Here is a 20186-nt window from a genome sequence, read left to right as displayed (position 1 = left end):
GTAAGTGTTGCGTAAGACGAGAGGCCCGAGCATGGCGTCTCCAACAACCCTGAAAGAGTTCCCCATGCCTGCTCCACGCTTTACTTCCCACTTCCTGTCACGCGCCGCCAGCCTGGCCCACATCCCCGTCATCGCCGCCGCCATGCTGTATTCCTTGCCCGCCCTGGCCCAGCCCGGCAACGGCGCTCAGTCTTCGTCCTGGGCGCTGGGCGTCGGCGCCATCTCGCGCGACCGGGCCTATACCGACATCGACCGCGACAATATGGCCCTGCCCTTCTTCCAGTACGAGAACCGCTGGGTCTCGATCGCCGGCCCGCAGGTGGGCTTCAAGCTGCTCAGCCTCGACGTGGCGCCGAAGCAAAGCCTGAACTTCGACCTGATCGCCCGTTATGACGGCAGCGGCTACGACGACGACGACATCGAGGACACGCCGATCCTGGCCGGCATGCGCGAGCGGAAAGGCGGCTTCTGGGCCGGTGCTAGAATCGAATGGAAAACCGACTGGGTCGACCTCAGCGCCGAAGCGCTGGGCGATGCCTCGGGCAACAGCAAGGGCAAGCGCTTCAATCTCGGCGTGGAGAAGACATGGCATATCGGCGAGCGCATGATGATCACGCCGCGCGTGACTGCGAGCTGGAACGACAAGAAATACGTCGACTATTACTATGGCGTGCGCGCCGACGAGGCGCGCGCCGGCCGCGCCGCCTACCAGGGCGAATCGGGGGTGAACGCCGAGGTGGGCATCCGCGGCATCTATATGTTCGACCAGCGCCATTCGATGTTCGTCGACTTCGAGGTGTCGCGCCTGGCGAAAGAGATCAAGGACAGCCCGCTGGTCGACCGCTCGACCGAGAACCGGGTGTTCGTCGGCTATCTGTACCGCTTCAAGTGAACCCGGGATGAACACACGATGAGCCGCGTCCTCCTGATCGAAGACCACGAACGCCTGGCCCAGCTGGTCTGCAAGGGCCTGGCGGCGGCCGGCATCGCCGCCGACGTCGCCACCCGCATCGACGGCGCCTGGGCCTCGCTGCAGCAACTGCCCTACCAGGCCGTGATCCTCGATCGTGGCCTGCCCGATGGCGACGGGCTGGCGCTCCTGGCCAGGATGCGCGCGGCCGGCCTGGGCATCCCCTGCCTGGTGCTGACGGCGCGCGAAGCCCTGCACGACCGCGTCCAGGGCCTCGAGGCGGGCGCCGACGACTATCTCGCCAAGCCCTTCGCCATGGACGAGATGGTGGCGCGGGTGCGCGCCCTGCTGCGCCGGCCGGTTCAGTTCCGGCCAATCGAGCACGCCCACGGCGACCTGGCGCTGCTGCCCGAGGGCGACCTGCTGTGCTGCGGCGAAGAGCGCATCACGCTGGCCCCGGCCGAGATGCAGATCATGCTGCTCCTGCTGCGCAAGCACGAGACCACGGTGCGCCGCGGCGCGCTGGAAGCGGCGGCCTGGGGCCTGAACGAGGCGGTCACCCCGAACGCGCTCGACGTCGCCCTGCACCGCCTGCGCCGCAAGCTGGCGGCGATCGGCTCGCGCCAGCGCATCGTCAACCTGAGGGGCGTGGGGTATGCCCTGCGCGAAGACGATGCAGCTCAATAGCATCCGCCTCAAGGTCATCATGGCCTTCATCGCCGGCACCCTGCTCAGCGTGGTGCTGATCGTGCTCGTCGTCGGGCTGGCGATGCGAAGCAACGTGCTGGCCCGGATGGACCTGTCCGACATGGCGCGAGACCTCGCGACCAAGGTGTATTTCGACCGCGGCGGCAAGCCGCACATCGAGACCGACGACCATCCGGCGATCAGGTGGGCCTTCGACAGCCTGGGACGCGAGATCGCCTACCGGGTCGTCGACCGGGCCGGCAATGTGGCGCTGCTGTCCGACGCCGGAGCGCGCTTCTGGCCTGACGGTCTTCTGCCACGCGGGGCAGGCCCCGAACGCTTCGATTTCGAACGCGATGGCGTGATGTTCTTCGCCGCCACCGAACCCGTCGCCGCCAATGGCAAGACCTGGTACCTGCAGGTGGGCGTGAGCAATCGCATGATGTCCCTGCTGCACCGGGTGGCGATGCCGCTGGTGGGTTCCGGCATCGCCCTGTTTACGCTGGTGCTGCTGGTCGCCTTCGGCCTGTGCACCTGGATCACCCTGCGCTACACGCTGCGGCCGCTGCAGGACGTATCGACCTCGGCGGCCGGGATCTCGCTGTATTCGATGCATGCGCGCCTGCGCACCGATGCGGTGCCGACCGAGATCGCGCCGCTGGTCGGCAGCTTCAACCGCGTCCTCGAGCGACTGGAGCAGGCCTATCGGGTGCAGCAGGAATTCCTGGGCAATGCGGCGCACGAACTCAAGACGCCGCTGGCGATGATCCGGGCCCAGGTGGAGCTGGGCGTCGATGGCGAGGACGACCGCGCCGCCCTGTTGAAAGACGTCGCCTATATGTCACGCCAGGTGCAGCAACTGCTGCTGCTGGCCGAGGCCAGCGAAGCGACCAACTACGACTTCGGCACCGTGCGGGTGCGCGAGGCCGCCGACGAGGCGGTCGGCTACCTGCAGCGCATGGCCGAAGCGGCGCGGGTGGAACTGGCGGTGTCGGCGCAGGACGATGCGCTCGCATGGCGGGCCGACCGCGGCGCCCTGTTCACGCTACTGAAAAACCTGCTGGAGAACGCGATCGAGCACGCGCCGGCCGGCTCGATTGTCAGCGTGGAGATCGCGGCCGACACCCTGTGCGTGCGCGACCAGGGGCCGGGTGTCGATGCGGCGCAGCTGGCGCTGCTGTTCGAGCGCTTCTGGCGCGGTCCGCACCGGCGCGACCACGGCGCGGGTCTGGGCCTGTCGATCTGCCACGAAGTCGCGCGCGCCCATGGCTGGCGGCTCACGGCGGAAAGGGCCGAGCCGGGACTGCGCTTTTGCTTGACCACGGCGCCATGAAAAAAGCCGGCATGGTGATCATGCCGGCCTGGTGCGCCACTCTTGCTTATGCCTGGGGTTTCGGTCCGCCGCCCAGCAGGAAAGCCAGTTTCTGCTTGGCGGGCTTGGCCGGTGCGTTCGATACCGCGTCCATGTCCTTGCGCGGGCTGCTGGCCGGCTCGTAGGGCTTGAGGAACCACGGATCGATTTTTTCGCGGCGCGCGCCCGGACCGAGTCCGGAGCGCGGCGCGCGCGCCGGGCCACGCTCGTCGCCGCGGCGGGCGCCGTCGCGCGCACCCGCATCGCGGCTGCTGTCGCGGCCACCATCACGGCCGCCTTCGCGCGCGCCGAAGTCGCGACCACCTTCACGGCCACCTTCGCGCCCAGCTTCACGCCCGCGGCTGCCCGGCGCCACGAAGCCTTCCAGCGTGCCGCGCGTGATGGTCTGCTTGATCAGCTTCTCGATATCGGCCAGCAGGCGCTCGTCCTTGTCCGAGTACACCGACAGCGCGTCGCCCGAAGCGCCGGCGCGGCCGGTGCGGCCGATGCGGTGCACGTAGTCTTCGGCGTTGTACGGCAGGTCGTAGTTGATCACCGCCGGCAGGTCCGAGATGTCGAGGCCGCGTGCGGCGACGTCGGTCGCCACCAGCACTTCGACCGTGCCGTTCTTGAAGGCGTCGAGTGCCGCCATACGCTCTTGCTGGGTCTTGTCGCCGTGGATCGCCGAGGCCTTGACGCCGCGCTTTTCCAGGTGGGTCGACAGGCGCGAGGCGCCGATCTTGGTGTTCGAGAAGATGATCACCTGCTTCATGTCGCGCGAGCGGATCAGGTGCTCGACCACGTCGCGCTTGGCGTCTTCGTCGACCTTGTAGACGATTTGCGTGACTTTTTCGGCGGTCGCGTTGCTGCGCGCGACTTCGATCGTCAGCGGGTTGTTCAGGAAGGTGTTGGCCAGCTTCTTGATCTCGGGCGAGAAGGTGGCCGAGAACATCAGGTTCTGGCGCTGCTTTGGCAGCAGGTTGATGATGCGCTGCAGGTCGGGCAGGAAGCCCATGTCGAGCATGCGGTCGGCTTCGTCCATGACCAGCATCTGCACCTGGCCGAGACTCACGTTCTTCTGCTCGATATGGTCGAGCAGGCGGCCCGGGGTGGCGATCACGATCTCGACGCCGCGGCGCAGGATCTCGGTCTGCGGCTTCATGTCCATGCCGCCGAACACCACGGTCGCGCGCAGCGGCGTGTGGCGGGCGTAGGCCTTGACGTTGTCGGCCACCTGCACCGCCAGCTCGCGGGTCGGCACCAGCACCAGGGCGCGCACCGGATGGCGCGCCGGCGACATGCTGGCATTCGCGTGCGGCATCAGGAGCTGCAGGATCGGCAGCGAGAAGCCGGCGGTCTTGCCGGTGCCGGTCTGGGCCGCGCCCATCACATCGCGGCCTTCCAGCACCACGGGAATCGCCTGGGCCTGGATCGGGGTCGGATGGACGTAGCCCTGGTCCGTGAGCGCACGCAGGATTTCCGGCGCCAGGCCGAAATCGGCGAAGCGTACCGTGGGCGCCTCGGCGGCCGGGACGGCTGGCGCGGCAGGCACGGCGTTCGGGACGGCGGCGACGTCGTTGGGGTTCGCGTTATTGCTCGGAGAATCAGACATATTTTTTAGTTGCATTCATTCGTTCAGCTCTACGATCGGGCATGTTCTCCCCGTCGCGGGTCGATGGACGCGCAGCAAAGGGCGGAACGGGAATAAGCCGGCGGACGGGACAGCCCGGCGGCAAGCCGGCCGGCAGGCCGGATAAAGCGGACGTAGAGACACTTTTAGCGGGTGACACGATACCCGAAATCGCCACCCATGTATATGCCGGCCTATTTTTTAGACAGTTTACCAAAAGAAAGCGGATCCCTGCCGCATTGCAGCATTTGTCGGTTTGCAGGGTGGCTTTTTCACCGCGTCCATCCGCGCTGCTGGGCCGCGCGTTCGGCCACCGGATCGAGCACGGTGCCGGCGATGCGGGCGTCGATTGCTTCGCGCACGACGGGCGGCGGCTGGCTGTTGTCGACCCAGGCCGCGCCGGCGCCGTCTTGCGCCAGTACCGGGATGGTCCAGCGCCCGCCCTTCAGACAGGCCAGGCCGGCGGTGGTGTCGACCACGAAGCTGCGGCAATAGCCGCCGTCTTTCGCGACGAAGGTGACGCCGATGCGCACGCCGCTGCCGGAAGGCCCAGGACTTGCCAGCTGGTCGTCGAGCGCCGCCACCAGCGGCCCGCGCGCCACCAGGGCGCCATTGTCGTGGTCGAGGGTAGCCAGGCCCGGCGTCGGCGCCAGGCTGTGCCACCCGAAGGCGCCCAGGCCGGCCCCCGCCAGCAGCGCGGCGCCGACCGCCACCCAGTGGCGCTTGCACCAGTTGCTGTAGGCGATCTGCGGCGGTGGCACCGTGCGGCCGGGCCGCAGGCTGTTGAGCTGCACCACCTTGGCGCCGCAGGGCGGCACGCTGGGGCGGGCATGGTCGTTGCCGTCGTGGCCGTTGGCCGAGACGCCGATACGGCCGATGCGGCCGCGGGTATTGCCCTTGAGCTGGAGCTCGGCCCGGTGGTGGGCGATGCGCGCGGCCAGTACAGGATCGGCGCGCATGGCCTTTTCGACTGCCGCGCGCGCCGGCTCGGCGAGTTCGCCGTTGATATACCCGATGAGGAGATCGTCCGAGAATGTCATGGCGGGCCCATGGGAAGTGGCTAGGAAGTGATCAAGCCATGTTCATCCAGCACGTCATGCAGCAATTCGAGCCGGATCACGGGGTTGTCGAGCATCAGCATATGGTGCTTTTGCTGGTTGGGCAGCGGCAGCAGCTCGCACCAGCGGTTGGCCACCCAGCCGCAGTCGTCGAGCTGGAACGGCGGCTGCACCGGCCAGCGGTGCTGGGGCACATCGTGCAGCGAATTCAGGACCCGGTCGAGCGCGTCGGAAGCGCCCTGCAGCTCGGACGGGATGCGCACCGCCTGGTCGGCCTCGACCAGTTGCGCCTCGGCCATCCAGAGGCCGTTGACGCGCTGTTCGGCGGTGACGACCGAAAAACGGGCGCCGCCGCGGCACAGCACCTGCAGCAGGCCGGGGGTGTCGGTGGTGGTCTCGGTGACCGAGGCGATGGTGCCGGCAGCCACGAACCGCTCCTGCTCGGCATCGGGCTTGCGCACCTCGTGGCCATGCGTCAGCAGCACCACGCCGAACGGCGTGCCTTCGAGGATGCAGCGGCTGATCATGTCGAGATAGCGCACCTCGAACACCTGCAGCGGCAACACCCCGTCGGGAAACAGCACCGTACTGAGCGGGAACAGTGGCATGGAAATCGTCGACATGGGGCCCATGATGACAGAATCGCGGCCATCGCGGGTGTACGATTGCGGTCGACCCTGGGGGTTTTTCAGTCGCCTGGCGCCCTCGGTGGCAGGTAGCGCACCCACTGGCGCACGTTGTCCAGGCGCCAGGCAAGCCGGCCCCAGCCGGGGCCGGGCGCGTCGATCACCCTCACCCGCACCGCCTTGCCCACCACCGCCGGGCAGGCATAGGTATGGTCGCCGGCCTCGCCGAACGGCAGCCGCACTTCGCGGCCGGGCGCGATCTTGAGCGGGCCGAACACCAGCGGCACGCGGCCCTCGTTACGCAGCAGCAAAACATCCTGCACGCCGCGCGTCAGGCGGATCTCGGACGGTAGCGCCAGTTGCCCCTGGGCCGTGGACGGGAAGGCCAGCAGCAGTTCCTGGCTGGCGCCCTTCAATGGCGCCAGCATGGCCAGCACCAGCGCCAGGCCGCACAGGCCGGCCAGCATGCTCAGGGGCCAGTGGCGTTTCAAGAGCGAATCACTCATCCTGCTTTCGACCGCTTGTTGGTGCAATATTTCAGATTAGAATATTTCATTCGACGAAGAGCATCCACTGTGCCCGATTGACAAGGTTTATTAACAAAGGCGCAAAGTCGCGTGCGCCCTGTCAATCCAAGGATGCGTATGCTACGTAGTCCGGTCTTTCCGATCAACCCCGCCGCCACGGCTGCCACGCACAAGGACATGCAGCAGACCGCCAACCGCCCCCCAGCCCTGCCGCCGGCGCCCGTAGCCGGCCACGCGCCACTGTTGATGGCGCTGCTGGTGTTCGCGCTGACCCTGCTGGTCACCTTCGGCGCCTGGTCGAGCGCCCAGCGCAGCGCCGAGACGCAGCTGCACGAAGCCTTCGACTACCGCACCCGCGACATGGGCTACGCCATCGGGCGCCGCCTGCTGGTCTACGAGCAGGTGCTGCGCGGCGCGCGCGGCTTCCTGCGCGGCTCGGTCGACCTGAGCCGGGCCGAGTTCGCCGAGTACTACCAGGTGCTGCGCCTCGACCAATCCTTCCCCGGCCTGGAGGCACTGGCGATCGCCACTGTCCTCAAGCCCGGCACGGTCGCGGCGCACGAAGAACGGGTGCGTGCCGACGGCTTCCCCGACTACCGCGTCCACCAGGCCGACGCAGCCGATGCGGGCGAGCCGCGCACGGCCATCTCGCACATCGAGCCATTCAATGCACGCAACCTGCGCGCCTTCGGCTACGACATGTACAGCGAGCCGGTGCGGCGCGCGGCCATGGCGGCGGCGCGCGACAGCGGCCAGGCGGCGCTCAGCGGCAAGGTGGTGCTGGTGCAGGAAGGCGGCGCCAGCCACGACGCCGGTTTCCTGATGTACCTGCCGGTGTACCGGGGCGGCCGGGAGGTCGAGACCATCGAGGAACGGCGCGCGGCGCTGGCGGGCTGGATCTACGCGCCGTTTCGCATGAAGGACCTGATGCGCGGTGTGGGCGGCATCGCCGCGCCCCAGCTCGACGTCGAGATCTACGACGGCGACCACATGACGCACGATGCCCTGCTGTACCGCTCGCCGGGCGCCGACCGCGTCGAAACGCCACGCTTTTCCACCGCCACCCGCATGGCGGTCGCGGGCCGGGTCTGGACCGTCAGGATGGCCTCCAGCGCCAGCCTCGAAGCGACGCTCGACCACGACCGCCCGCAGATGGTGGCCGCCACCGGGGTGGTGCTGGGCGCCCTGGTCAGCCTGGTGGTGTGGCTGCTGGCCGGCTCGCGCCGCCGCGCGCTGCAGCTGGCGCAGGCGATGACGCTCGAATTGCGCGAATCGCACGACCGCATCGCGGCCGACGGGCGCCGCACCAGGGTGATCCTCGAGACCGCCTACGACGGCTTCGTCGCCATCGACCGCGATGGCCGCATCACCGACTGGAACGCGCAGGCGGCGCATATCTTCGGGCTGGACGCGCTTGAGGCGATCGGGCGCCCGGCCGAGCAGCTGCTGCCCGAGGAACGGCGGGCCGCCTTCCGCACCGCGTTTGACGCCTTCGCGCGCGGCGGCGCCGGTCCTGTGGCCGGCCAGCCGACCGAGACCGAGGTGCTGCATGCTAGCGGGCGGCGGGTGCCGGTGGAGCTGGCGGTGGCGCTGCTGCCCCAGGGCGACGGCGCCGGCGCCACCGTGTTCGTGCGCGACATCACGCCGCGCCGCGAAGCCGAGGCGCGCGAGCTGGGGCGCCAGCAGCGGCTGATCGAGGCGCGCCAGGCCCTGGCCCGGGCCCAGAAGCTGGAGGCGGTCGGCAAGCTCACCGGCGGCGTGGCGCACGACTTCAACAACATCCTGCACATCATCAGCGCCAATGTGCAGCTGATGCTGCGCGCCGAAGGCCCGCCCAGCCGCAAGCGCCTGCACAATGTGCTCGACGCGGTGGAGCGCGGCTCGAAGCTGGCCGGCCAGCTGCTCGCCTTCGCGCGCCGCCAGCCGCTGCATCCGAGCGTGGTCGACGTGGCCCAGCTGCTCGATCGTAGCGACAGCCTGCTGCAGCGCGCCGCCGGCGACGACATCGTGCTCGAGCGCACCGCTCCGGCGCAGTTGTGGCCGACCCTGGTCGACCCGAACCAGCTCGAACACGTGCTGCTGAACCTGGTGATCAATGCGCGCGACGCGATGGAAGGCAGCGGGCGCATCGCGCTGCGGCTGGCCAATGTGACCGTCGATGCCGGCGCTGGGGAACTCGAAGGCGAACCGGCGCCCGGCGACTACGTCATGATCACGGTCGCCGACAATGGCCACGGCATGCCGCCCGAGGTAATGGAACATGCCTTCGAACCCTTCTTCACGACCAAGCCGGAGGGCAAGGGCACGGGACTCGGGCTGTCGATGGCGCATGGCTTCGTACGCCAGAGCGGCGGCCAGATCCGGCTCGAGAGCACGCTGGGCACCGGCACCACAGTCACCATCTACCTGCCGCGGCACACGGCGCCGGTGCTACCGGCGCTGGTAGAACCAGATATCGGCGCCCACCCCTGACACGCCGCCTCCCCACCGATAGGGTCCACCGATAGGGCACTGATAGGGTCAGAGTAGATTTATTGAGCAATTCCTCAGAATTGCTCTTAATTCGACTCCGACCCCAATTAATACCTGCACGGAGCAATTTCCAATGCATCTGACTCTGTCACCAATTAATTCAGCGTGAAGGAAAATTACTCAAGAATTCTACTCTGACCCTAATTAATAAATCGCCGATTCGTTGCAATTCGTCATGGAATTGACAAAGAGAATTTTCACCCTAAGTATATGTTGTTAATGCCGCAATAGAATATTCAATCGAAAAAGATTTAATCAAAAAATTAAATAGGGTCAGAGTAGAATTGTTTTGCAATTTCTTTCAAAAAGAAATTCTTGGGAATATATTTCTGGCGTGTTGCTCACGAGCTCTTGGCCATTAATTCTACTCTGACCCTCATTTCCGGAATTCGGAGAAATTACTCAATAATTCTACTCTGACCCTAATTGGGATTAGGGGGGGCGGGTTAGATTATGCGGGTGCGGTAGCTGCCGGAGATGCGGTTGCGGCCGTGGGCCTTGGCGTCGTACATCGCCAGGTCGGCGCAGTGCAGCAGGGATTCGGCGGCGTCGCCGTCGCCTGGGCCGCAGTCGGGATACAACGCGTAACCCAGGCTGCCCGAGATGCGCAGGATGCGCTCGCCGTCGTCGAACGGCTGCTCCAGGCGCGCCAGGATGGTGGCGGCTACCCGCTCGGCGTCCTGGGGCTGGGCGCAGCGCGGCAGCAGGACGGCGAATTCGTCGCCGCCGACCCGCGCCAGCGTGTCCGATTCGCGCAGCGCCGCGCGCACCCGCTGCGCCACCATGCGCAGCAGGCGGTCGCCTACCGCGTGGCCGTGGGTGTCGTTGACCGGCTTGAAGTTATCGAGGTCGAAATAGACCAGGGCGACCTTGTGCCCTTCGCGGCCGGCGGCAAGGATCGCCTGGCGCATGCGGTCGTGCAGCAGCACGCGGTTCGGCAGGCCAGTGAGCGCATCCTCGTGCGCCATGCGCCGCATGCGCTGCTCTTCCTGCTTGCGCGCGTCGATGTTCGAGAAGGTGCCGATCATGCGCAGCGGTTCGCCGCGCTCGCCCCATTCGGTGACCGTGCCGCGCGCCTCGATCCAGCGCCAGGCGCCGTCGCGCGTGCGCAGCCGGTGCTCCATCGCATAGTCGGCGCTGAAGCCGTCGATGTGGGCGCGCAGGGCAGCGCGCACCGCCGGCAATTCGTCCGGATGCACCAGGCCGGCCAGGCTGTCGTTGCCGAACCAGGACACGACCGGATGCTCGCTGTCGAGGATCCGCTGGGCGTTCGGCGACAGGGTGACCAGGCCGGTGCTCACGTCGCTGTCCCAGACCCCGTCGCCGGCGGCGTTCAGGGCCATCTTCCAGCGCGCCTCGGCCGCGGCCAGCGCCTTGAGCGCGTGCCGGCGGCGGTCGGCCGCGCCGATCGCCGCCCAGCCCAATAGCGCCAGTCCCAGCGACACGACCAGGCCCGCGCTGCGCATCACCTCGCGCTGCTGGGCAAAGCGCGCCTCGGCGTCGCGCACCGCCTGGCCGACCGTGACCACCAGGCCGTACTCGGGCAGCTTGTGCCACGCATAGAAGCGCTCGATGCCGTCCAGGTGGCTGCTGCGGCGGAAGGCGCCGCTGGTGCTGGCGTCGCGGGTCTGCGGCGCGTCGGGTATCGTCGCGCCCATGTGGCGGTTGCCGTCCGCGCGCGAACTGCGCGCGATCACGGTGGCGTCCAGGCGCAGCAGGCTGACCGTGGCGTCGGGGCCGAGGTCGATGCTGTCGTAGAAGCGCAGGAAGTACTCCGGCGGGATCGACACCGCGATCACGCCCGCCAGGCGGCCAGCGGGCGTGCGGATTGGACGCGTGAACTGGACCATCCATTGCCGCGAGATGCGGCTGCGCTCGGAACGGCTCACGTAGAGGCGGTCGCCGCCTTGCTCGCGGTAGACGGCGAACTGGCGCAGGTCGCCCAGCGCCAGCCCTTGCGGCGCCGGCGTGGCGCCAGCCGCGGCGTCGCTGTACAGCAGGCTGCCGCCGGCGTCGGTGACGGTGATGTGCATCGGCACCCGCAAGTGGCGCACGTGCTCGGCCACGCTATGGGGAAAGTCGGCCGGGTCGCGCTGCCAGGTGCCGCGCAGCTGGATCAGCGACAGGTCGACCAGGGCAACGGTCGCCTTGACCTCTTCCGAGAAGGCGCGCGACAGGTTCTGCACATTGGCCTTGCCGCCGCTCTCGGCGAGCGTCGAAAAACGCGCCTGTTCCAGCGCCACCCCGCCCCAGACGACCGCCAGCATCAGCGCGAGATAGAGCGCGAGCTGGCGCAGCACGCGCCGGCGGAAATAGCCGCCGAACCTGGCCACGAAGGGATTGGACGAAGTGGAATAAGGCATGAAAGACGATGACCGGCACGCGCCAGGCGACAATCGGACAGCAGGCAGAAAGGATGGCCGGGCGTTGATACGATTCCTGCTGCTGCCGAACAGACGCGCCCGTCGTCGAGCCGGCCATTATACCGAGTTCGCGACATGAAGTTGCAAAATGGAACTTAAAGTTGCATATTGATATGCCAATCTGTTTCCTTTTTGCATAACCGGATTGGCAATGTGGGCGTTGTGGCTGCGCGCAGGCGCCGGATGCTAGAGTGGCGGCATGAAACTGTTCTATAACGTGGCCGGAGTACTGGCCGTCCTGCTGGGCATCCTCGGCATCTTCCTGCCGCTGCTGCCGACCACGCCCTTCCTGCTGCTGGCGTCGGCCTGCTTCGCGCGCGGTTCCGAGCGCCTGCATCGCTGGCTGCTGGGGCATTCCGTGTTCGGCAAATACCTCGCCAATTTCGAGGCCGGGCACGGCATTCCCCTGAAAGGCAAGATCGTCGCCACCGTGATGCTGTGGGGCTCGATGGCCTGGTCGACCCGGCATTTCGACAGCGTCGCGATCCTGATCATGATGGTCGTCATCGGCGCCTGCGTCAGCACCTATATGTGGTGGTACCTGCCGACCCTGAAACTGCCGCCCAGGTCCGAACCGGTCGAGGAGCCGCGGACCGAAAGATAGGCAACATCACGCCGTCGCCGTTTTTGTACTATCATTAGTTACATGAAACGCGACAGCAAACTCTCTTCCGTCCTCCACGTGCTGCTACACCTGGCCCACAGCGAGCGCCCGATGACCTCGGAGCAGATGGCCGGCATGCTCGGCACCAACCCGGTACTGGTGCGGCGCGTGCTGGCCGGCCTGCGCGAGCGCGGCTACATCAGCTCGGAGCGCGGCCACGGCGGCGGCTGGGCGATCACCTGCGACCTGGCCCAGGTCACCCTGCGCGATGTCTACGACGCGGTCGGCGCCCCTACCGTGTTCGCGATGGGCAACCGCAACGAGCACAGCGCCTGCCTGGTCGAACAGGTGGTCAATGCCTCGCTGGAAGACGCCTTCCAGGAAGCCGAGGCGCTGCTGGTGAAACGCCTCGGCGAAGTGACGCTGGCCGACCTGTCGCGCGAGTTCAACCGCAACTACGACAACCATCCGCACCGGAGGCCCGAACATGAACACACCAATGACCATGAATGAATTCGACGCCGTCGTCATCGGCGGCAGCTATGCCGGCCTGTCGGCCGCCCTGCAACTGGCGCGGGCGCGCCGCAAGGTGCTGGTGGTCGACGCCGGCCAGCGCCGCAACCGCTTTGCCAGCGATTCCCACGGCTTCCTGACCCGCGACGGCCAGCCGGCAGCGGCCATCGCGGCCGAGGGCCGCGCCAACGTCGCCGCCTACCCGAACGTGGCCTGGCACGACGCTCTGGCGCTCGACGCCCGGTTCGACGCCGACGGCTTCGTGGTCGACCTCGATGGCGCGGGCAGCGTGCGCGGCCAGCGCCTGGTGCTGGCCACCGGCGTACGCGACGAGCTGCCGCCGATCGACGGCCTGGCCGAGCGCTGGGGCAAGAGCGTGTTCCACTGCCCCTACTGCCATGGCTATGAACTGGACGAAGGCCGGATCGGCGTGCTGGCCAGCGGTCCGCTGTCGGTGCACCAGGCGCAGATGCTGCCGCACTGGGGCCAGGTGACCCTGTTCACGAATGGCGTGTGCCCGCTGGATGCGGCGCAACGGGCCGACCTGGCGCAGCGCGGCGTGACGCTCGACGAGACGCCGGTCGCGCGCCTGGCCGGCCATGCCACCGTGGTGCTGGCCGACGGCCGGCAGGAAGCGATGGCCGGCCTGTTCACTTTCGGCCGCCTGCACATGGCGAGCCCGATCGCGGAAAGACTCGGTTGCGCCTTCGAGGACGGGCCGCTGGGCCGGTACATCCGCACCGACGAAGGCCGCCAGACCTCGGTGCCGGGGGTGTTCGCCGGCGGCGACGCCATGCGCGCCGCCAGCTCGGTGGCGCTGGCCGTGGCGGACGGCGCGATGGCCGGCGTGGGCGCGCACCGCTCGCTGCTGTTCGGCCTTTCCCCTGCCCAGCATTAAAGCTCAGCAGGCGTCGACGTAGCGCCCCTGCTGGTCGGCCGGATAGCTGACCACGATCCGTTCGGTGCGCTCGTCGGCCTCATAGCGCACCCAGACCAGGCCGTCGCGCGACTCGAAGCGCTCGGGGCCGGTCGCCACCAGCGGCACCTGGTGCCGGCGGCCAAAGTCGGCCACCACCTGCTGGTCGATGCTGTCGAGCTCGAGCTTCTGGCCGTTCGACAGCCGGTAGGCGCCGTCGATCGAGTCGATCACTTCGGCGCTGGGCGTCACCCGCTGCGGCGGCGGCCCGATGCGCGAACAGCTGATGCCGGCCACCGGCACCTGCACCTCTTGCAGCTCCTGCGCGGCCAAGCCGGCCGGCGCCGCACCCAGCATTGCAAGCACACCCGCCGCGGACGCGGCGGCAATCAAGTTCTTGCGCATATCGTTCTCCCTTAGAACGGGCATGGCCGCCCATTGGCGGCGTTCCCGATTCGTATGACAGCGCGCTGCATCCCGAGTTCTGGCTGCGCGCCGGCCAGGACCGTGTTGCCGGATAATGGAGGCCGTCATCCCACGAGAAGCAGTCATGGAACTCATCTTCCTCGGCACGTCGTCCGGCACGCCGACCCGGCAACGCAATATGTCCGGCCTGGCGCTGCGCCTGCGCGGCGCGCGCTCCTGGGTGCTGGTCGATTGCGCCGAAGGCACGCAGCACCGCATCCTGCGCACCCCGCTGTCGGTGATGAGCCTGCGCGCCGTGTGCATCACCCATATGCATGGCGACCACTGCTACGGCCTGCCGGGCCTCCTGGCCAGCGCCGGCATGCTGGGCCGCAGCGAACCCCTGGCTATCGTCGGCCCGCCGCCGCTGCGCACCATGATCGAATCCATCATGCAGGCCAGCGAATTGAACCTGCCCTTCCCGCTCGCCTGGCTCACGCCGGACGAGCTGGCGCATGGCCCGCTGCTGCCTGAATTTACCGTCGACGCCACCGCGCTGTCGCACCGTATCCCGTCCTGGGCCTATGGTTTTACCGAGGCCGCGATCGAACGCCGGCTCGATACCGACAAGCTGCGCTCGGATGAGGTCCCCTCGTCTGCACTGTGGGGCGAGATCCAGCAGGGCCGCGACGTGGTGCTGCCGGATGGCCGCCAAATCGCCGCCCACGACTACCTGCTGCCGCCGCGCCGCGCGCGCCGCATCGTGGTGGCCGGCGACAACGACAGCCCCGCGCTGCTGGCGGCCAGTGCGCATGGCGCCGACGTGCTGGTGCACGAGGCGACCTATACCGAAGAAGTGCTGCAGAAGATCGGCCCCGGCCCGCAGCACAGCTCGGCCATGCGGGTGGCGCATTTCGCCGAAACGGCCGGCGTGCGCAACCTGGTGCTGACCCATTTCAGCCCACGCTATCAAGACGGCGGGCCGCTGCCGCTGTCGCTGCTCGAGGACGAAGCGCGCGCCCGGTACGGCGGCCAGCTGCTGCTGGCGCGCGACCTCGATCGCTATGTGCTGGACCGGACCGGCGCGCTGCGGCTGGCCGTAGACTAGCGCTTGCGCCAGCGCGCAATCCGCTCCTGCAGCCCGATCACGAACACGAAGAAGGCCGGCACGAACAGCACCGCCAGCACCGTGGCCGCCACCATGCCGCCGAACACGCCGGTGCCGATCGCATGCTGGGTCTCGGCGCTGGCGCCGGACGCGATCATCAGCGGCACCACGCCCAGCGCGAAAGCCAGCGACGTCATGAGGATCGGCCGCAGGCGCAGGCGCGCCGCTTCCACGGCCGACTCCAGCAGGCCCTTTCCTTCATCGTGCAGCTGCTTGGCGAATTCGACGATCAGGATCGCATTCTTGGCCGACAGGCCGATCACCGTGATCATGCCTACCTTGAAGAACACATCGTTGGGCAGGCCGCGCAGCATCACCGCCGCCACCGCGCCGATCAGGCCCAGCGGCACCACCAGCATCACCGAGAATGGAATCGACCAGCTCTCGTACAGCGCGGCCAGCACCAGGAACACCACCAGCATCGACAATGCCATCAATAGCGGCGCCTGGGCCGCCGTCTCGCGCTCCTGCAGCGATTGCCCGGTCCATTCGACTGCGAAGCCGGGGCCGAGCTGGCCCGCCAGGCGCTCCATCTCTGCCATCGCCTCGCCGCTCGACGCGCCCGGCGCCGCGGCGCCGGATATACGCACGCTCGGATAACCCAGGTAGCGGATCAGCTGCGGCGGCGCCTCGGTCCACACCGGTTTGACCACCTCGGCCAAGGGCACCATGCCGCCGTTCGCATTGCGCACATTCAGCTTGAGCACGTCGTCGACCTGCATGCGGGCGCTGGCTTCGGCCTGCACGATCACCTGCTGCATGCGGCCGGCGTTCGGGAAATCGTTCACGTACACCGAGCCCATGGCCGCCGACAAGGTGTCGCTGATGTCGGCGAAGCCCACGCCCAGTACCTGCGCCTTGGCGCGGTCGATGTCCAGGCGCACGCTCACGCCCGGCGGCAGCCCTTCGGGATAGACGCCGGCCACCACCGGGCTTTGCGCGGCCAGCGCGAGCAGCTTGTCCTGGGCCGCCAGCAGCGCCGCCTGGCCCTGGTTACTACGGTCCTGCAAACGCAGCGCGAAGCCGGACGAGTTGCCCAGGCCGTCGATCGCCGGCGGCATCAGGCTCATGATCATGCCTTCGCGGCTGGCGTTCATCGCCTCTTGCGCCGCGGCGACCTCGCCCTGGGCGGTGGCGCCGTCGCGCTGGTCCCAGTCCTTGAGCATGGTGAAGGCCAGGGCCGCGTTGGGGCCCGAGCCCGAGAAGCCAAAGCCCAGGATCGATTCGTTGTCGCCCAGGCCGGGGCGCGAGGCCACGTGCTCCTCGTAGGCCTTGACCACCTCGAGTGTGCGTTCGACGGTAGCGTCGCCCGGCAGCTGGAACGAGGTCATGAAATAACCCTGGTCTTCTTCGGGCAGGAAGGCCGACGGCAGGCCGCGAAACGCAAAGGCCAGCGCCAGGCCGATCGCCAGCCAGGCCAGCATCATGCGCCCGGCGCGCCTGGCCAGCACCCTGGTGGTGGAGGTATACCTCCCCGTAAGGCGCTCGAAGCCGCGGTTGAACCAGCCGAAGAACCCCTTCTTTTCGTGATGCCCGTCCTCGATCGGCTTGAGCAGCGTGGCGCACAGGGCCGGCGTGAACGACAGCGCCAGGAAGGCCGAGAACAAAATCGACACCGCCATCGACAGCGAGAACTGGCGGTAGATCACGCCCACCGAGCCGCTGGCGAAGGCCATCGGGATGAACACCGCGGTCAGCACCAGGGTGATGCCGACCACGGCGCCGGTGATCTCGCGCATCGCCTTTTGCGTCGCTTCTTTCGGCGACAGGCCCTCGGTCGCCATCAGGCGCTCGACGTTCTCGACCACCACGATCGCATCGTCGACGATGATGCCGATCGCCAGCACCATGCCGAACATGGTCAGCACATTGACCGAGAAACCGGCCATCATCATCACCGTGAAGGTGCCCAGCAACGCGATCGGCGCCACCAGCGCCGGGATCAGGGTATAGCGCACGTTCTGCAAGAACAGGTACATCACCAGGAATACCAGCACCATGGCCTCGAGCAGGGTCATCACCACTTTCTCGATCGAGATCTGCACGAAAGGCGCGGTATCGAAGGGCACGCTGACCTTCATCCCGGCCGGCATCGCCTTGCCCAGCTCGGCCAGGCGCTCGCGCACGCCGGCGGCGGTCGCCACGGCATTCGCGCCGGGCGCCATCTGGACCCCGGCGGCGGTGGCGACGTGGCCGTTCTCGCGGGTGCTGAAACCATAGCTCTGCGAACCGAGCTCGATGCGCGCCACGTCCTGCAGCAGCAGGGTCGAGCCATCCGGGTTGGCGCGCAGCACGATGGCGCGGAACTGCTCCGGCGTGGACAGCTGGCCCTCGACGGTGAGCGGCACCGTGATCTGCTGCCCGGCCGGCGCCGGCGCGTCGCCCACGCGGCCCGGCGCGATTTGGGCATTCTGGCGCGCGATGGCGGCCGTGACGTCGGTCATGGACAGCTCATAGGACACCAGCCTGGCCGGATCGACCCAGATCCGCATCGCCTTCTCGGCGCCGAACAGCTGCACCTTGCCCACGCCCTCGACCCGGCGCAGCTCCTCGACCACGTTGCGCGCCATATAGTCGCCCAGGTCGGTCTCGTCAAAAGCGCCGGTTTCCGACGTCAGCGCAATGAACATCAGGAAGTTCGAGATCGTCGACTCCACGATCAGGCCGTTCTGGCGCACCGTCTGCGGCAGGCGCGGCTCGACCGCCTTGATGCGGTTCTGCACGTCGACCTGGGCCATGTCCGGATCGACGCCGGGCCGGAAGGTGGCCGTGATCTGGGCGGTGCCGGTGGTGTCGGTCGACGATTCGAAGTACAGCAGGTTCTTGACGCTCGAAAGCTCGCGTTCGATCAGCCCCACCACGGCGTCGTTCATGGTCTGCGGCGTGGCGCCCGGGTAGACGGCGGTGATGGAGACCGTGGGCGGCGCCACCGTCGGATAGCGTTCCACCGGCAGTTGCGGGATGGCGATCACGCCCAGCAGCACGATGAACAGGGCGATCACCCAGGCGAAGACAGGGCGGTTGATGAAAAACTGGGGCATGGGTAGAGTAGCGGGTCGGGCAAACCGCGATTGTGCGGTGCGCACGTTGGCATTGGGTTGCCCTTGTATGGAGATTGGATGGAGACGACTGCGCAAGCCGGCGCCGGGCAGGCCCTGGTGCTGATCGCCGAGGACGACGACGAGATCGCGCTCATCCTGGCCGCCTATTTCTCGCGCGGCGGCTTTCGCACCCTGCGCGCCCAGGACGGCCGCCAGGCGCTCGCGCTGCATCTGTCGGCGCGGCCCGACCTGGTGCTGCTCGACGTGCAGATGCCGGGCCTGGACGGCTGGATGGTGCTGTCCGAGCTCCGCCGCCGCGGCGGCACGCCGGTGATCATGGTGACCGCGATGGACCAGGACGTCGACAAGCTGACCGGCCTGCGCATCGGCGCCGACGACTACGTGGTCAAGCCCTTCAACCCGGCCGAGGTGGTGGCACGCGCCCAGGCGGTGCTGCGCCGCACGCTGGCCCAGGCGCCAGCCGGCATGGCCGCCGTGATCCGCGTCGACGACCTCGTCATCGATCCCGGCAAGCACGAGGTCGCGCTGGCCCATGCGCCGGGGACGCTCCTGAACCTGACCCTGACCGAGTTCAAGCTGCTGGCCTATCTGGCCCGCTCGCCGCGCCAGGTGTTCAGCCGCACCGACCTGCTCGCCCACTGCCTGCCGGAAGGCGATACGCTGGAACGCACCGTCGACAGCCACGTCAGCAAATTGCGGCGCAAGCTCGAAGAAGCCGGCATCGACGACGTGCCCCGCGGGATCCGCGGCGTCGGCTACAAGTTCGGCGGCAAGGCATGAAACCGGTCCATGGCCTGAGCCGCCAGATCGTGCTGACCATGACGCTGCTGGTGCTGAGCGTGGTGGTCGCGATCACGGTCGGCTCCTACGTGTTCTATTTCGTGATGTTCGCCTACGCCCCCGCCCACCTGGCGCCGGCCGGCGCGTGGATGCCGTCGGTGCCGGAATGGGGCTGGATCGTGCTGTCGACGCTGAGCGCGGTGCTGCTCGCGGTATTCGCCGCCGCCAAGCTGTCGCGCCGCATCCTGGCGCCCTTGACCTCGGTTGCCAGCAGCCTGCGCCGGGTATCGAACGGCGACCTGGCGGCGCGCGCCAGCAGCGACGACCGCTCGCTGGGCGAGGCCTCGCTGCTGGTCGAGGATTTCAACGTGATGGCCGAGCGGCTCGAACGCATGGCGAAGGAACAGGTGTTCTGGAACGCCGCCATCGCCCACGAGCTGCGCACCCCGATCACCATCCTGCGCGGCCGCATCCAGGGCCTGGCAGAAGGCGTGTTCACGCCGAGCGAGCCGCTGTTTCGCAACCTGCTGGCGCAAGTCGAGAACCTGGGACGGCTGATCGAGGATTTGCGGGTGGTGGGCCTGGCCGACAGCGGCCACCTGACCTTGCAGGTCGAACGCTGCGACCTGGCGGCCGGGATCCGCGACGTGCTGGCCTTGAGCGAACCGGACCTGCGCGCCAAGGGCCTGTTGCCCGAGCTGCGGCTGGACGATGCCCTGGTGGAGTGCGATCCGGCGCGCATGCGCCAGGCCTTGCTGGCGCTATTGGAGAACGCGCGCTGCCATGCGGCGCCGGGGTGGCTGGAGATCGGGCTTGCATGCAGCGGCGGCGAATGCCGGCTCACCGTCACCGACGGCGGGCCGGGGATCGACCAGGCGTTCGCGTCGAAGCTGTTCGACGCCTTCCAGCGCGGCGATGCGGCGCGCCTGCAGGGTGGGTCGGGCAGCGGGCTGGGATTGGCGGTGGTCAGGGCGATCGCGCTGGCGCATGGGGG

17 protein-coding genes are annotated in these 20186 nt (G+C 68.0%); 10 read left to right on the top strand and 7 right to left on the bottom strand.

Translation table 11 applies throughout. From position 1 onward, the window contains the following. The first annotated feature begins 64 nt into the window (after positions 1-64). From E8M83_RS19185 to E8M83_RS19175, 3 genes are read left to right on the top strand one after another with little or no spacing between them, the layout of a single operon-like run. Entirely contained in the window at positions 65-892 is an 828-nt protein-coding gene (locus tag E8M83_RS19185) for a MipA/OmpV family protein (protein ID WP_137174959.1), read from the top strand. A gap of 18 nt (positions 893-910) precedes the next feature. Further along, entirely contained in the window at positions 911-1597 is a 687-nt protein-coding gene (locus E8M83_RS19180) for a response regulator transcription factor (RefSeq protein WP_137174958.1), read from the top strand. Beyond that, positions 1584-2930, top strand: a complete 1347-nt coding sequence (locus tag E8M83_RS19175) for a HAMP domain-containing sensor histidine kinase (protein ID WP_229491662.1) — start codon at positions 1584-1586, stop codon at positions 2928-2930. Before E8M83_RS19180 ends, E8M83_RS19175 begins: the two co-directional genes overlap by 14 nt. A 46-nt stretch (positions 2931-2976) precedes the next feature. Here E8M83_RS19175 and E8M83_RS19170 read toward each other — a convergent pair whose 3' ends face one another. From E8M83_RS19170 to E8M83_RS19155, 4 genes are all read right to left on the bottom strand, one after another. Continuing rightward, positions 2977-4560, bottom strand: coding sequence for a DEAD/DEAH box helicase (locus E8M83_RS19170; protein WP_137174956.1), 1584 nt, complete (start codon positions 4558-4560; stop codon positions 2977-2979). A gap of 290 nt (positions 4561-4850) precedes the next feature. Beyond that, positions 4851-5618, bottom strand: coding sequence for a hypothetical protein (locus E8M83_RS19165; RefSeq protein ID WP_137174955.1), 768 nt, complete (start codon positions 5616-5618; stop codon positions 4851-4853). 20 nt (positions 5619-5638) lie between these two features. Continuing rightward, positions 5639-6259, bottom strand: a complete 621-nt coding sequence (locus E8M83_RS19160) for an LON peptidase substrate-binding domain-containing protein (RefSeq protein ID WP_170976863.1) — start codon at positions 6257-6259, stop codon at positions 5639-5641. Positions 6260-6324: 65 nt separating this feature from the next. After that, entirely contained in the window at positions 6325-6768 is a 444-nt protein-coding gene (locus E8M83_RS19155; RefSeq protein ID WP_137174954.1) for a hypothetical protein, read from the bottom strand. A gap of 138 nt (positions 6769-6906) precedes the next feature. Here E8M83_RS19155 and E8M83_RS19150 point away from each other — a divergent pair, with 138 nt between their 5' ends. After that, entirely contained in the window at positions 6907-9261 is a 2355-nt protein-coding gene (locus tag E8M83_RS19150; RefSeq protein ID WP_137174953.1) for a CHASE domain-containing protein, read from the top strand. Positions 9262-9767: 506 nt separating this feature from the next. Here E8M83_RS19150 and E8M83_RS19145 read toward each other — a convergent pair. Beyond that, entirely contained in the window at positions 9768-11684 is a 1917-nt protein-coding gene (locus tag E8M83_RS19145; protein WP_137174952.1) for a diguanylate cyclase domain-containing protein, read from the bottom strand. 259 nt (positions 11685-11943) lie between these two features. Here E8M83_RS19145 and E8M83_RS19140 point away from each other — a divergent pair, with 259 nt between their 5' ends. Genes E8M83_RS19140 through E8M83_RS19130 form a run of 3 tightly spaced genes read left to right on the top strand, consistent with a single transcriptional unit; the run spans position 11944 to position 13759 of the window. Beyond that, positions 11944-12348: a YbaN family protein gene (locus E8M83_RS19140; RefSeq protein WP_137174951.1), complete on the top strand. Its 405-nt coding sequence runs from the start codon at positions 11944-11946 to the stop codon at positions 12346-12348. Between the two features lie 42 nt (positions 12349-12390). Continuing rightward, positions 12391-12861, top strand: coding sequence for an Rrf2 family transcriptional regulator (locus tag E8M83_RS19135; protein ID WP_137174950.1), 471 nt, complete (start codon positions 12391-12393; stop codon positions 12859-12861). Then, on the top strand, positions 12836-13759 hold the full coding sequence (locus tag E8M83_RS19130) for an NAD(P)/FAD-dependent oxidoreductase (protein ID WP_229491660.1): 924 nt from the start codon (positions 12836-12838) through the stop codon (positions 13757-13759). The genes E8M83_RS19135 and E8M83_RS19130 overlap by 26 nt, the downstream gene beginning before the upstream one ends. Before the next feature lie 3 nt (positions 13760-13762). On the opposite strand, the gene E8M83_RS19125 is transcribed toward E8M83_RS19130, so the two are convergent. Further along, the gene (locus tag E8M83_RS19125) at positions 13763-14182 is read right to left on the bottom strand and encodes a hypothetical protein (RefSeq protein WP_137174949.1); all 420 of its coding nucleotides are present in this window, start codon (positions 14180-14182) and stop codon (positions 13763-13765) included. Positions 14183-14327: 145 nt separating this feature from the next. Here E8M83_RS19125 and E8M83_RS19120 point away from each other — a divergent pair, with 145 nt between their 5' ends. After that, a complete protein-coding gene (locus E8M83_RS19120; RefSeq protein WP_137174948.1) occupies positions 14328-15290 on the top strand; it encodes a ribonuclease Z in 963 nt (320 codons plus the stop codon). Here the strand turns inward: E8M83_RS19120 and E8M83_RS19115 are convergent. Continuing rightward, positions 15287-18391, bottom strand: a complete 3105-nt coding sequence (locus E8M83_RS19115; protein WP_137174947.1) for an efflux RND transporter permease subunit — start codon at positions 18389-18391, stop codon at positions 15287-15289. The two genes, E8M83_RS19120 and E8M83_RS19115, sit on opposite strands and share 4 nt — an antisense overlap. Positions 18392-18469: 78 nt before the next feature. Between E8M83_RS19115 and E8M83_RS19110 the strand changes: the two genes are divergently transcribed. Continuing rightward, positions 18470-19192 (top strand): response regulator, encoded by a 723-nt coding sequence (locus E8M83_RS19110; protein ID WP_137174946.1) that lies wholly within the window; start codon positions 18470-18472, stop codon positions 19190-19192. After that, the coding region (locus tag E8M83_RS19105; RefSeq protein WP_137174945.1) for an ATP-binding protein at positions 19189-20186 on the top strand (998 nt) is incomplete at its 3' end. The genes E8M83_RS19110 and E8M83_RS19105, both read left to right, overlap by 4 nt.

Origin of the sequence: Massilia sp. HP4, assembly GCF_005222695.1 — a bacterium.
In the GTDB taxonomy this organism is placed as follows: Bacteria; Pseudomonadota; Gammaproteobacteria; order Burkholderiales; family Burkholderiaceae_D; genus Telluria.
This window is presented reverse-complemented; position numbering and strand designations above follow the sequence as displayed.